Annotated in this window: 13 protein-coding genes; 6 read left to right on the forward strand and 7 right to left on the reverse strand. The window is 68.6% G+C overall.

Features of this window, described 5'->3' with window-relative positions; all coding sequences use genetic code 11:
• Positions 1 to 15 precede the first annotated feature (15 nt).
• Genes EJV46_RS06875 through EJV46_RS06895 form a run of 5 tightly spaced genes read right to left on the reverse strand, consistent with a single transcriptional unit; the run spans position 16 to position 5,088 of the window.
• Positions 16 to 885, reverse strand: a complete 870-nt coding sequence (locus tag EJV46_RS06875; RefSeq protein ID WP_131547805.1) for an MBL fold metallo-hydrolase — start codon at positions 883 to 885, stop codon at positions 16 to 18.
• Positions 882 to 1,790 (reverse strand): DMT family transporter, encoded by a 909-nt coding sequence (locus tag EJV46_RS06880; protein WP_131547806.1) that lies wholly within the window; start codon positions 1,788 to 1,790, stop codon positions 882 to 884. Before EJV46_RS06880 ends, EJV46_RS06875 begins: the two co-directional genes overlap by 4 nt.
• Positions 1,774 to 2,715, reverse strand: coding sequence for a DMT family transporter (locus EJV46_RS06885; protein ID WP_131547807.1), 942 nt, complete (start codon positions 2,713 to 2,715; stop codon positions 1,774 to 1,776). The genes EJV46_RS06880 and EJV46_RS06885 overlap by 17 nt, the downstream gene beginning before the upstream one ends.
• Positions 2,708 to 3,535 carry a MaoC family dehydratase N-terminal domain-containing protein gene (locus EJV46_RS06890; RefSeq protein ID WP_131547808.1) on the reverse strand — a complete coding sequence of 276 codons (828 nt, stop codon included), beginning with the start codon at positions 3,533 to 3,535 and terminating at the stop codon, positions 2,708 to 2,710. The genes EJV46_RS06885 and EJV46_RS06890 overlap by 8 nt, the downstream gene beginning before the upstream one ends.
• Entirely contained in the window at positions 3,532 to 5,088 is a 1,557-nt protein-coding gene (locus tag EJV46_RS06895) for a hypothetical protein (RefSeq protein ID WP_131547809.1), read from the reverse strand. Before EJV46_RS06895 ends, EJV46_RS06890 begins: the two co-directional genes overlap by 4 nt.
• 141 nt (positions 5,089 to 5,229) lie before the next feature.
• On the opposite strand from EJV46_RS06895, the gene EJV46_RS06900 reads away from it, so the two are divergent.
• Genes EJV46_RS06900 through EJV46_RS06910 form a run of 3 tightly spaced genes read left to right on the forward strand, consistent with a single transcriptional unit; the run spans position 5,230 to position 7,282 of the window.
• Positions 5,230 to 5,973: a class I SAM-dependent methyltransferase gene (locus EJV46_RS06900; protein ID WP_131547810.1), complete on the forward strand. Its 744-nt coding sequence runs from the start codon at positions 5,230 to 5,232 to the stop codon at positions 5,971 to 5,973.
• Entirely contained in the window at positions 5,970 to 6,944 is a 975-nt protein-coding gene (locus EJV46_RS06905) for a glycosyltransferase family 2 protein (RefSeq protein ID WP_131547811.1), read from the forward strand. The genes EJV46_RS06900 and EJV46_RS06905 overlap by 4 nt, the downstream gene beginning before the upstream one ends.
• Entirely contained in the window at positions 6,944 to 7,282 is a 339-nt protein-coding gene (locus EJV46_RS06910) for a multidrug efflux SMR transporter (RefSeq protein ID WP_240782429.1), read from the forward strand. Before EJV46_RS06905 ends, EJV46_RS06910 begins: the two co-directional genes overlap by 1 nt.
• Before the next feature lie 39 nt (positions 7,283 to 7,321).
• On the opposite strand, the gene EJV46_RS06915 is transcribed toward EJV46_RS06910, so the two are convergent.
• Positions 7,322 to 7,774 (reverse strand): cupin domain-containing protein, encoded by a 453-nt coding sequence (locus EJV46_RS06915; protein WP_131547813.1) that lies wholly within the window; start codon positions 7,772 to 7,774, stop codon positions 7,322 to 7,324.
• A gap of 163 nt (positions 7,775 to 7,937) precedes the next feature.
• Here EJV46_RS06915 and EJV46_RS06920 point away from each other — a divergent pair, with 163 nt between their 5' ends.
• Positions 7,938 to 8,906: a tripartite tricarboxylate transporter substrate binding protein gene (locus tag EJV46_RS06920; protein WP_131547814.1), complete on the forward strand. Its 969-nt coding sequence runs from the start codon at positions 7,938 to 7,940 to the stop codon at positions 8,904 to 8,906.
• 1 nt (position 8,907) lies between these two features.
• Here EJV46_RS06920 and radC read toward each other — a convergent pair whose 3' ends face one another.
• A complete protein-coding gene (radC, locus tag EJV46_RS06925; RefSeq protein WP_370323072.1) occupies positions 8,908 to 9,645 on the reverse strand; it encodes a RadC family protein in 738 nt (245 codons plus the stop codon).
• A gap of 271 nt (positions 9,646 to 9,916) precedes the next feature.
• Between radC and EJV46_RS06930 the strand changes: the two genes are divergently transcribed.
• Both EJV46_RS06930 and EJV46_RS06935 read left to right on the forward strand, forming a co-directional pair.
• Positions 9,917 to 10,438, forward strand: a complete 522-nt coding sequence (locus EJV46_RS06930) for a GNAT family N-acetyltransferase (RefSeq protein ID WP_131547815.1) — start codon at positions 9,917 to 9,919, stop codon at positions 10,436 to 10,438.
• A 142-nt stretch (positions 10,439 to 10,580) separates the two neighbouring features.
• Positions 10,581 to 12,221, forward strand: coding sequence for a hypothetical protein (locus tag EJV46_RS06935; RefSeq protein ID WP_131547816.1), 1,641 nt, complete (start codon positions 10,581 to 10,583; stop codon positions 12,219 to 12,221).
• Positions 12,222 to 12,249: the final 28 nt, after the last annotated feature.

A 12,249-nucleotide genomic window follows, 5' to 3' on the forward strand; every position in this document is an offset into this window, starting at 1 on the left:
TCATAAGGATTCAGGTCAGGTCAACCGCCAGGCCTCGCCCTCGCGCACCGCCGCGCCGTCCTCTTCCAGCATGATCAGCTGCGACAGCATGCTGCGCCCCGCCGCCGCGATGAGGCGCGGGTCGAGCGGGCCATAGACCGGGCCGACCAGCGCCTCGACCGTCGCCGGCCCATGCTCGCGCAGGGCGGCCACGATGCGCGTCTCGCGCTTCTGCCGATGCGCTGACAGCCCGTCGAGGAAGGGCATGGGGTCGGGCAGGCTCGGGCCGTGGCCAGGAAGATAGAGCTCGTCGATCCCCTCGCGGGCGCGCAGCCTGGCGATGCTCTGCATGAAGCTGCGCATATTGCCGTCGGGCGGGCTGACGACGCTGGTGGACCAGGCCATCACATGGTCGGCGCTGAACAGGATGCCCGTGCCGTCTAGCGCGAAGCAGAGGTGGTTGCCGCAATGGCCGGGCGTGAAGAGCGCCGTGACGGATCGGCCGCCGATCTCGGCGGTCTCGCCGTCGGTCAGGCGGATCTCGGGGATGAAGCTGTGGTCCCCGCTCTCGCCCGGCGTCACGTGCGGGCCGTGGCCGTAGGTGGTCGCGCCGGTGATCGTCTTCAGCGGCGCCACGCCCGGCGAATGGTCACGATGGGTGTGGGAGACGACGATCTGCGTGATGGTTTCGCCGCTGGTCGCCGAGAGGATCGCGGCGAGATGCGCCTCGTCGATCGGGCCGGGGTCGAGCACGGCGACGCTGCTGCCCGTGCCGATCAGATAGGTGTTGGTGCCGCGATAGGTGAAGGCGCTGGGATTGTTGCAGATGATGCGGCGGACGCCCGGGGCGATGGTCTCGACCTCGCCGGGCATCAGCGCGTCCTCGCGCCGGAAGGGAATGTTCAAGGACGGACTCCTGACTTCTTCTGGACAGCGCGGATCATCTCGCGTCGCAGGATGTAGAGGGCGGCCGCGACGATCAACCCCGCGCCCAGGAAGGTGAAGGGCCCGGGTTGCTCGCCGAAGACGATCCAGCCCAGCACCACGGCCCAGAGGATGCCGGTGTAGGAATAGGCGCCGAGGGAGGAGACCTGCGCGCTCGCATAGGCCTCGGTCAGCATGACCTGCGCCAGGCCGCCGAAGGCGCCGATGCCGATCAGGATCAGGAAGACCTCCCAGTCCGGCGTCACCCAGACGAAGGGCAGGGCCAGCGCGGCCAGGCCCGTGGTCAGCAGCGACTGCCAGATGACGATCGTCGTGGAGCGCTCGGTGGCCGAGAGGGTGCGCACCAGCAGCGTGCTCGCCGCCGAGAAGAGGCCGTGGATGGTCGCGACCGCCATGCCGATGGCGACCCAGGGATCGAGTTCCCCGCCGAAGGCCCCCTGCCCCAGCGCGATCACCAGCACCCCCAGGAAGCCGAGGCCGACTGCGGCGAAACGATGGACGCCCACCTTCTCGCCCAGGAAGGGAATGGCCAGGAGCGTCGCGAAGATGGGCGTGGTGTAGGTCAGCGCCGTCTGCTCGGCGAAGGGCAGCAGGGTCAGCGAGAAGAAGGAGCAGGCCATCGCCGTCGTGCCCGTCAGGGCGCGGAGCATATGGGCCGGCAGCCGCTTCGTCGCGAGCTGCGGATGGCCCATGCGCAGGACGATGGCGAGCACGACCGGCATCGCCAGCAGGCTGCGGAAGAAGATGATCTCGACGAAGGGAATGCGATCGCCGACGAGCTTGATCAGCGCGCCCATCACGGTGAAGAGCGCGGTCGCGGCGAGCATGAGCAGCGCGCCGCGCCGCGCGTCATGTCGCAGCGGCACGCATCGCTCTTTCCTCGGTCCGGCGCACGCGCTCGCGATGGACGTTGTAGATGCCGGCCGCGACCACGACGGCGGCGCCGGCCAGGGTGGTCCAGGCCGGAACCTCGCCGAAGATCATGAAGCCGAGCAGCAGGCCCCAGAGCAGCGGCGTGTATTCCAGCGGTGCCAGCGTGGCCACGCTGGCCAGCGCATAGCCGCGCGAGAAGAGCAGATGCGCCAGGGCATTCGAGGCGCCGAAGAAGCAGAGCAGCATGACCATCGTGACGGAGGGAAAAAGGTCCGGCCCATCCCCGGTCGTCGGCCAGAGCGCCGGGAAGGGCAGCGCCGCGAGCCCGAAGGGGATATGCATCAGCATGAGCCAGAAGGCGATGGTGGTGGGCGTGTCCGTCGCGGCGAGCACGCGCGTCCAGATCCGGCTGACCGCCATGGCCGCGACCGCGCCGAGCAGGGGGATGGTTTCCCAGCGCCAGAGGTCGCCGCCCGGCTGCAGCATGATCAGCACGCCGCAGAAGCCGACGAAGCAGGAGGTCCAGCGCCGCCAGCCCACCTTCTCGCCCAGCATGGGGATGGCAAGCAGCGTCATCAGCAGCGGCGCGGCGGCGGCGACGGCATAGGAATCCGCGAGGCGATAGCCCCGGAGCCAGACGAGATACCAGACGATCGCGCTCGCGCAGTGCAGCGCCGAGCGCAGCAGGATCAGGCGCATGTTGCGCGGCCGGAGATCCCGCCCGCGCGACAGCAGCGCGACCGCCCCCGCGCCCGCGAAGCCGCGCCAGAGCAGCGCGCCCACCACGCCCACCGTCGGCAGGGCGTATTTCACCGCGACATCGGCCAGGGTGATGATGACGAAGCCCGCCAGCGCCACCGAGAGGCCGCGGACCGCGGCCTCCCCGCTCGTCGACCGGCCGGGAGGGGCGTCAGCCAAGAACGGCCTCGGCCTGCATGCAGGTGGCGCCCGAGCCGTCGCGGGTCTCGGCCACGGCCTGGTCGCCCTCGACGCGGACCAGCACGGTCAGGGGATTGCCGGCGAAGGCCGGGCGGCGGCCGCGGAAGGCGAAGCGGACCAGCCGCAGCCCGGGCGCGGCATCGAGGATGGCCTGGGCCAGGAAGGTCGCCTGGAGGGGGCCATGCACGACGAGGCCCGGATAGCCCTCCTCGCCCATGGCATAGGGCTGATCGTAATGGATGCGATGGCCGTTGCCCGTCAGCGCCGAATAGCGGAACAGCATCAGGGAATCGGGCATCAGCTCGATCCGCGAATCGGCCGCGAAGTCCGGCGCGGGCTCGCCGGTACGGACCGCCGCGCCCTCAGCGCCGCGATAGACGATGTCCTGCTCCTCGTGGAGCACCGGGCCGGCGGGACCGCCGATCTCGTGCTGCACCGTCACGAAGACCAGCCGGCCCGATCCGCCCGACTTCTCCGAGACGGATTTGATGGTCGAGCGCCGCCGCACCACGTCGTCCGCGCGCAGGCCATTGGAGGTGAACTGCAGCCGCCCGCCCGCCCACATGCGGCGCGGCAGGTCGTGCACGGGCGGCAGGAAGCCGCCGCGCCTGGGATGGCCGTCGGGGCCGATGCCCTCGGGCCGGCGCCAATCCTGGAAGAGCATCCAGTGCCAGAGCGGCGGAATCTCGTCCTTCGGCAGGTCGTGATCGAGCGTGGCGGCCAGCCCCTCGACGAGGCGGGGGTCGAGGCGGTCCTCCCGGGTCTCGGTCCGGCCGATATAGTCCTGGTGGCTGGTCATGGGTCCTCGCGTCGGAAGATGCGATAGCCGGCGAAATCGGCCGTCTGGCGGTAGCGGCGGAGGGCGGTCGCGAAGCCGGGGTCGCGGCCGTAATATTCCAGGTAGTCGAAGTCGCGGCCGCAATAGGGGATGGCGGTGTGGCGCGCGACCATCAGCGCCTGGGGCGGGCTGCGGGCCATGCCCTGGGTCACCGAATCCCAGATCAGCCGCTCGCCGGGGCCCATCCCGGCCGGGTCGCGGTAGCGGGCGCCGTCCGGCAGGCAGTCCTGGTTGGCGGCCTGGACCAGCCAATTGTTCAGCGTCGGCAGCGTGGAGAGCGCCTTCGCGTAATTGAGCGCGGGGAAGACCGGGTGGATATCGGGCGAGAGCACCAGGACGCGGCCGCCCGGCGCATCCTGCCGGATCTCGGCGGCGATGGCGCCGGGCCAGGAATTCCGGAAGGAGACGGCGCGCCAGGTCTCCGCATTGAGCAGGCCCAGCAGCGCCAGGAAGCCGGCCGCGAGCGCCGCGAAGCGGGGCGAAATGCCGGCCGGCGAGGGCAGGTTAGCATCGAGCCAGCGCCCGGCCAGAAGCACGGCCAGCAGGGCGCCGAGCAGCTTGACCGGCATCACATGGTAGGACCAGCCGCGCATCTGCAGGAGGGCGGCGGCCAAGGCGCCGAGGCCCGCCAGGGCCAGCACCGGCGCGAGGCCCCTCGGACGGAGCAGGGCCAGCCCCGCGGCCGGCAGGAAGACCAGCAGCGCCGGCGCCATGCGCTCGTTCAGCAGCACGGCGCCCAGAGTCGCGGTGCTGTGATAGTTCTCGAGCGCGAGCGGCAAGGCAAAGCCCTCGTAGTCCGGGAAGGCGAGGTGGATCAGCGCCAGATAGGCGGCCCAGATCGCCGCCATGGCCCAGGGCACCGGATCGCGGAAGCCGCGCCGGCCGGCGCGGCACAGCACGTAGAGCTCGACCAGCGCGGGGATGGCCAGGAAGTGCGGCTTCAGCGCGAGGAAGACGGCCGCGAGCAGCGCGACGCCCAGTGCCAGCGGCAGCGGCGTCCGCAGGCCCTCCGCCCGGCGCGCCGCCAGCACGAGATAGGGCAGCGTCGCGGCCAGCATGAGGTGCTCGCGCTGGCCGAAGTCATAGCCGGCGGCGAGCAGGATCAGCGGGATCCCGACCGCCAGGCCGGCCATCGCGACCGGCCCTTGCGGCAGCCCCCGCAGCAGTCGCAGCGCCAGCCCGGCGCCGAGCGCGCAGACCGCCAGAACCGAAAGCAGCACGCCGTCGACAGGCCCGACGCCGAGCGCCGTCCAGAAGGCCATGGCCCCGCGCGTGAGCAGGAAGACCAGCGGTGGGTTCATGTCGATGAGGTCGCGATACAGCGCCTCGCCGTTTCGCCAACGCATCGAAAAATCGAGGACGGCCGCCACGTCATGATTGAGGGGCGGCGAGAGCACGATCGCCAGGAACGCTACCCCGGGCAGGGCGGCGATCGCCCAGAACGGCCAGGCGCTCCCGGACACCACCGGCGAGGGGCCCAGCGCCGGGGCCGGGTGTTGATCTGGCAGGCTCATGCTCCGGCTATCGCTTCCGCGCCCGCACTTTCGCCGCGCCGGCCCCAGATGCAAGGCCATTGCGGCGCTTTGCGGGCGATCTGCCCCTCTTCCGACGCAAGGATGACTTGCGGCCGCCGCTTCGGAAGTCGAGAAGAGCCCGTGGACGCTGCCGAATACGCCCTGATGGACGCGGTCGAGGACCGGATGTGGTGGTACCGCGCCATGCACGGCCACGCCCTGCGCGCCCTCCACGCTCTTCCGGAGGGCGCCCGCGTGCTCGATGCCGGCTGCGGGACGGGCGGCTTTCTCGCCCGCCTCCGCGAGGCGAGGCCGCGGGCCGAGCTCTACGGGGTGGAATACGCGGAAGGCGCGGCCGCCCGCGCCGCGAGGAAGGCGGGCGCCCATATCGCCTGCGGCACGGCGAACGCCCTGCCGTTTCCCGAGGCCTGCTTCGATGCCGTCACGAGCCTCGACGTGATCTGCCATGCCGGGGTCGATCCGTCGCAGGCCCTGGCCGAATTCCGCCGCGTGCTGCGCCCGGGGGGGCTGCTGGTGCTGAACCTGCCCGGCCATGACTGGCTTAGATCGGCGCATGACCTGCGGGTCCACAATGCCCGCAGGTTCGAGCGCGCGGGCACCCGTCGCCTGCTGGAATCCGCGGGCTTCGCCGCCGCCGATGCCCGCCACTGGAACAGCCTGCTGCTCCCTCTCATGATCCTGCAGCGCAAGATCCTGGCGAAGCACGACGAGGCGGCGTCGGACGTGACGCCCTACCCCGCCTGGCTCGATGCGAGCCTGCTCGCGATCTGCCGGCTCGAAGCCGCGCTGCTGCGCGCCGGGCTACGCTTCCCTGCTGGCGGCTCGCTCGTCACCACCGCCATCCGTTCCGAAAGCCGCCCATGAACCCCGAAGACGATCCCGTCGGCCCCTCTTTCATTGGCTTGTCCATCGTCGTGCCCGTCTATCGCGGCGCCGCCACGGTCGGCCGTCTCGTCGAGGCGCTCTCGAAGCTGCGGCCCGCCGGCGGCCTCGAGATCATCCTGGTGAACGACGGCAGCCCGGACGAGAGCGGCGACGTCTGCCGCCGCCTGGCCGAGACGGCGACGGTCCCGCTCACCTATATCGAGCACGCCCGCAACTTCGGCGAGCACAACGCCGTCATGACCGGGCTGCGCCATGCCCGCGGCGCCTATGTCATCAACATGGACGACGACCTGCAGAATCCGCCCGAGGAGGTGGTGCGCCTCTACGACCACGCCCGCCTCGGCGGCTGGGACGTGGTCTACACGCGCTACGCCAAGAAGGAGCACGAAGGCTGGCGCAACCTGGGCAGCCGCTTCGCCAACTGGGTGGCCGACCAGCTCATGGACAAGCCCAAGGGCCTCTACCTCTCCTCCTTCCGCTGCATGAGCGCGATGGTGGTGAGGGAGGTCACGAAATACTCCGGCCCCTACCCCTATATCGACGGCCTCGTCATGCAGGTGACGCAGCGTATCGCCTCCATCGAGGTCGCGCATTACGCGCGCGAGGAGGGCCAGTCGAACTACACCATGCGGCGGCTGATCCGGCTCTGGCTGAACCTCGCGACCAACTTCTCCGTGCTGCCGCTGCGGCTGGCGATCTTCGCCGGCGCCGGGATGGGCGCGCTGGGCTTCATCCTGGCCGTCTTCGTCGTCGTCGAGGCCTTCTTCCGCGAGACACCCTCCGGCTGGGCCTCCAGCATGACGCTGATGCTGCTCATCGCGGGCGTGCAGTTCCTCATCCTCGGCGTGATGGGCGAGTATGTCGGCCGCGCCTTCCTCTCGGCCAACGGCAAGCCCCAAGGCGTGGTGCGCGACGTCGTCCGCCCGCGCGAGCCGGCCACGCACGAATGATGATCCACTGGATCGCACTCTCGGCGGCCATCTGCTCCTCGCTGATCGGGCAGGTGCTGCTGAAGGCGGGCGCGGAATCGCTGAACGGCGCGGGCTTCGTGGAGCAGGTGCTGCGCTGGCAGACGCTGCTGGGGCTCTGCTTCTACGGCTCGGGCGCGATGCTCTACATCGTGGCGCTGCGGAAGATCCCGATGAGCGTGGCCCTGCCCTGCACCGCTGCGAGCTACGTGGTGATCGCGGCGATCGGCTGGTGGTTCTTCGGCGAGGCGCTGGGGACGCAGAAGATCCTGGCCATCGCGCTCATCGCGGCGGGCGTCATCGCACTGGCAAGCGCGTAGCGGCCGGCCCGCCGGAAGGCGAGCCGGCCAGTTCTCACCTCAGATCCACTCGGGCTCGGCGACGGGGTCCACCTTGATGTTCACGACCACCTCCTCGGTGCCGCTGCGCACGAGCACGCAATGCAGTTCCTCGGTCTCGGAGGCGTTGAGCTCCTGGTGCGGCACATAGGGCGGCACCAGGAACCAGTCGCCGGGGCCCGCCTTGGTGATATATTCCAGCCGCTCGCCCCAGCGCATGAGCGCGTGGCCGCGCACGATGTAGATGATGCTCTCCAGCTCGCCATGGTGGTGTGGGCCGGTCTTCGCGCCGGGCTTGATGAGGTTCGTTCCCGCCCAGAGGCGTGACGAACCCGTCCGGCTGCCGCTGATCGCGACCAGACGGCCCATGCCCATCGTCTCGGGCGTCTCGGCGCTGCGCTCGCCGTCGAGCACTCGCCGGATGCCGTTCTCGCGCCAGTTGCGGGCATCGTGCTTCACGGAACCGTCCGGCATTTCACTAATCCTTTCGTATAAATTATCTATCCCTCCCCATACTGCCGGAATTATGCCGCCTTGCCTATTCCACGCCGGAAGCTGCGGGACTTGCGCGCCCGCATGGTATGCACTTCGTGGAAAGTGTGATGCAGTCCGGGATCGCGAACGCTGGGAGTGACCTTTGTCGAGACGGAGCTTCATCGCCGGCCTGCTGAGCGCGCCGGTCGCGCTCAGCAGGCCGTCCTGGGCCCAGAGCTTCCCCAGTCGCCCGATCCGTCTCCTCGTGCCCGTCCCCGCTGGCAGCGTCCCCGACGTGATCGCGAGGCTGCTCGCCCAGCGCCTCGCCGAGCAATGGCCCGTGCCCGTGGTCGTGGAGAACCGGCCCGGCGCCGGCGGCGCGATCGGGGTCGAGGCCGCCATCCGCGCGCCGGCCGACGGCCATGTGCTGCTCCTCGGCAGCAGCGGCCCCATCGCCATCCTGCCCGCGGTCAACCGGCGCCTCAGCTACGATCCGCTTCGGGACCTCGTGCCCGTCGCCCGCTGCGCCGATTTCCCGCTGATCTTCCTGGCCTCCGTGAGTTCCGGCCTACGGAGCTTCGAGGACCTGCTGGACCGAGCCCGCTCCTCGGGCGAAATGCTGGACTATGCCGGCGGCGACCTCGGCTCGACGCAGCATCTCTCGGGCGCGCTGCTCGTGAGGCAGGCGGGCATCCGGCTCAACCACGTTCCCTATCGCGGCGGCGGACTGGCCCAGGCCGATCTCATCGCGGGCCGGCTTCCGGTCATGGTGGACAGCCTGACCGCAGTCCTGCGCACGATCCAGGACGGCAAGGCGATTCCGCTTGCGGTCTGCGGGGCGCAGCGGGCCAGCCAACTGCCACACGTCCCGACCGTGGCCGAAAGCGTGCCGGGCTATGAATCCACCGGCTGGATGGGAGTCTTCGCGCCGGCTGCCGTCCCGTGGCAGATCGTCGCGCGGGTGTCGGCGCTGTGCACCGGCCTGATCGGCGATCCGGCGCTCGCGGCACGGATCGTCGCCGCGGGGTCGGATCCCATGCCGCAGCCAGCCTCGGAGTTCCGCGCCTTCGTCGCGGCCGAACTGGTGAAATGGGCGCAGCTGGCGGGCAGCGCCGGCATCGCCATCGAGTAGGCTACAGCAGACCTTCGCGGCGGAAGCTGGTGTAGCGCCCGTTGCCGAGGATCAGGTGGTCGTGCACCACGATCTCCAGCACTGCCGCCGCATCCTGGATCTGCCGCGTCATCTCCAGATCGGCGCGGCTGGGCGTCGGATCGCCCGAGGGGTGGTTGTGCACCAGGATCAGCGCTGTCGCATGCAGTTCCAGCGCGCGCTTGACGACCTCGCGCGGGTAGACCGGGGTGTGGTTCACCGTGCCGCGCGCCTGGGCCTCGTCCGCAATCAGCCGGTTCTTCGGATCGAGGAACAGCACGCGGAACTGCTCCACCTTCTCCCGCGCCAGCACCGCGTTGAGATAGTCGATCAGCCGGTCCCAGTTGTTCAGCACCGGCTGCTCGGCCACCTCCGCCTGCATCATGCGGAGCGCCGCGGCCTGGACCAGCTTCAGCGCCGAGACGGAGTGCGGGCCCAGCCCGGCGCTTTCCAGCAGCTTCGCCGAGGGCGCGGCCAACACCCGGGCGAAGCTGCCATGCTCGTTGATGAGCCGCTTGGCGAGAGGCTTGGTGTCGCCCTTCCGGAAGCCGAAGAAGAGCAGCATCTCCAGCAGCTCGTAGTCGGCGAGCGCGTCCGGGCCGCGCTCGAGCAGCTTCTCCCGCATGCGGGACCGATGGCCCTCGGGGCCGAGGGAGGCGAAGGGCCGATGCTCCGGCCCGGGCCCCGCCGCCGCGTCCGCCTCGTCGAGGACCGCCGGCAGCCGCGCGGGCCGGGACGGCGCGTGAAAAGGCGCTGCGCTTTCGGCGAAGCCCTGCACCCCATAACGGGGTGCGAGCTGCCGCGCATCCGGCAGGGGATTTTCCCGCCGCCGCAGCTTCCTGAGCCAATCCACGCGAAATCCTTTGCGCCCTTGCTCGCATAGGTAGCAATCCTTAACCGACGGTCAAAGCACGATTTTTCATGCAAAAGAATGCACAATCCTGCCGATCATCCGGATGTCCGAGCGGCCGATTCCCCGCTATCGGCGCCCCATGCAAATCCGAGACAGCGTCGAGTCCGACGTTCCCGCCCTCACCACCATCTACGCCCATTGGGTGACGCACGGCCGCGCCAGCTTCGAGCTCTCAGCTCCCGGCGAGGAGGAGATGGCCCGCCGCCGGATCGCCGTGCGAGAGGGCGGTTATCCGCACCTCGTCGCCGAGCATGAGGGCGAGATCCTCGGCTATTCCTATGCGGCCGCCTATCGGCCCCGGCCGGCCTATCGCTTCACGGTGGAGAACAGCGTCTATATCCGCCCCGGCGGCGTACGGCGCGGTGCCGGCAAGGCCCTGCTGGAGGCCCTGATCGAGCGATGCACGGCGCTCGACTTCCGGCTCATGGTGGCGGTGATCGGCGACAGCGCGAATGCGCCGTCCATCGCGCTGCACGCAGCGGCCGGCTTCCGGCATGTGGGCGTGATCCCTGGCACCGGCTGGAAGCACGAGCAATGGCTCGACACGGTGCTAATGGTCCGCGAACTGGGCCCCGGCCGGACCGCGCCGCCCTCGCGCTGAAGCCGGCAGGCGCGGGACGTGATCTCCCTGGGCGCCGCGAGACGTTCCTCGCTGACCTTGGAACCTCGGCAAAATTTATTGCGCTACGTCGGCGCTTTGACGATCATCGATTCAAGCAAATCTCCATGAAGGGGAGGATAGCTTGAGCAGCACCGACGAAGGTGGGGCGACCCGAGCCGAACAACCCATCATCCTCATCCGAGGCTTTGGCGGCCTCGGGGTCGAGGATGAGAAAAGGATCGCCTATCAGGGGTTCAACGACGGTACCGTGTACCCCCAAAAGCGCGGGGAGAACTATATATACGAGGGCCTCATCCTCCGCTTCATGAAATCCAGGTGGATCTATAACGACGCCACGAATATCGTCGGCTACTACAATGAACCCATCATTCGGGAGAGAAGCAGCATTCCTGCCGAACTAAGCGGCTTCGACATGGACCTCTTTTCCGGGCACAAAGTGGTCATCGACCCAGGAACCGCCTTGAGCCTGGTCAGGTCCACGACCGACGTGCGCAGGACGCTGTGGGTATTCCGGTATTACGATCTGGACGACAGGGAAGATTTCAAGCGTTACGGCGAGGCCCTTGTCCGCCTCATAAAATTCATCCGCAAGCTTGCCGAGCATAAGCATCAGGCCATTCCGCGGGTCAATATTCTGGCCCATTCGATGGGCGGGCTCATTGTCCGCGAAGCCATCCAGAGGAGCTACGAAAAGGGCAGGGCCGCGGATCATATCAACAAGATCGTCACACTCGGCACGCCACATCAAGGTATCTCGTTCCAACTCCTGAAGAACTGGACCGGGACCGGGGTTGGCGCGGCCGCGGAGTTGGAGCAATTCAACCCGGATTTGCAGAAACGTCCGGAGAACCCGGTCGGCTTCCCCAAATTCTCCGAGCACTTTCCGGCGGACCGGATACTGACGGTCGTCGGCACGAATTACCGCACCTATGGTCCTGTGGTGGCGAGCTGGTTAAACCGCGCATTTTCGGTCACCGGCGAATTCGGAGCCAACTACAATCGCAGCGATGGCCTCGTGAAGCAGGCCTATGCGCAGCTTCCCGGAGCACCCCGCTGCTTTGTCCATAAATGTCACGGCGGGCCTGATTCGCTGGTGACCTCGCGGGAGTCGTTCGAAATATCCACCCGCTTTTTCTTCGGAAACATCAAGGTCAGATTGAACCTGGTGAAGGCCATGGTGAAGCGTGGCCAGGACTGGTTCGGAAAAAGCGAGTTCTTCTTCGGAGTCAGCATCAAGCCGCGCCGGGTGGACTTCGAGCTGTTCCACCAAAGCGCCGAGGCCGAGAACTGCTACGGGCCCTTCAGCAAGCCCGACCTGAGCGACACGAGCCATGATGGAGTGGCGTTCAACTGGGCGGATGGCGACGCCGGCAAGCGGTTGATCTGGGAAGGTTGGCTCGATACGGGAGCCGTCGCGACGCCCCGGGCGGTTGGACCGCGGGACGACGCGGCGGCCGCCCAGGCCCGCGCGGCACCGCCGGATGACGTGGTCATGCGGCTCGATTTCTATCTCGGCGAGCGTGACCTCTTCGGCATCGGATTTTCCGACAATGTCGTCTTTCGCAAGCAGTACTACGCCCGCGCCACTTTTGACGACGTCACGGATCCGGGAACCCTGAGGGAGCTCGTCCTGCACACCGGGGAAGATTTCAACGACCCCAGACATTCCAAGATCATGCGCCGCAGCGGCACCCTGTGGGAATTTGACGTGGAGGGGACGGGGTTCGACGCGACGTTCGGCCTCGAATTCGCGCTGGCGTGAAGGCGAAAGGCCCCCTTCCGCCATCAGG

It is taken from the genome of Roseococcus sp. SYP-B2431, from assembly GCF_004336745.1.
In the GTDB taxonomy this organism is placed as follows: domain Bacteria; phylum Pseudomonadota; class Alphaproteobacteria; order Acetobacterales; family Acetobacteraceae; genus Roseococcus.

Bases quoted from the DNA above. Each gene is read 5' to 3' on its own strand.
- EJV46_RS06890 (WP_131547808.1), bottom strand. From the start codon at position 3,535: ATGACCAGCCACCAGGACTATATCGGCCGGACCGAGACCCGGGAGGAC.
- EJV46_RS06905 (WP_131547811.1), top strand. From the start codon at position 5,970: ATGAACCCCGAAGACGATCCCGTCGGCCCCTCTTTCATTGGCTTGTCC.
- EJV46_RS06895 (WP_131547809.1), bottom strand. From the start codon at position 5,088: ATGAGCCTGCCAGATCAACACCCGGCCCCGGCGCTGGGCCCCTCGCCG.
- EJV46_RS06910 (WP_240782429.1), top strand. From the start codon at position 6,944: ATGATCCACTGGATCGCACTCTCGGCGGCCATCTGCTCCTCGCTGATC.
- EJV46_RS06915 (WP_131547813.1), bottom strand. From the start codon at position 7,774: ATGCCGGACGGTTCCGTGAAGCACGATGCCCGCAACTGGCGCGAGAAC.
- EJV46_RS06930 (WP_131547815.1), top strand. From the start codon at position 9,917: ATGCAAATCCGAGACAGCGTCGAGTCCGACGTTCCCGCCCTCACCACC.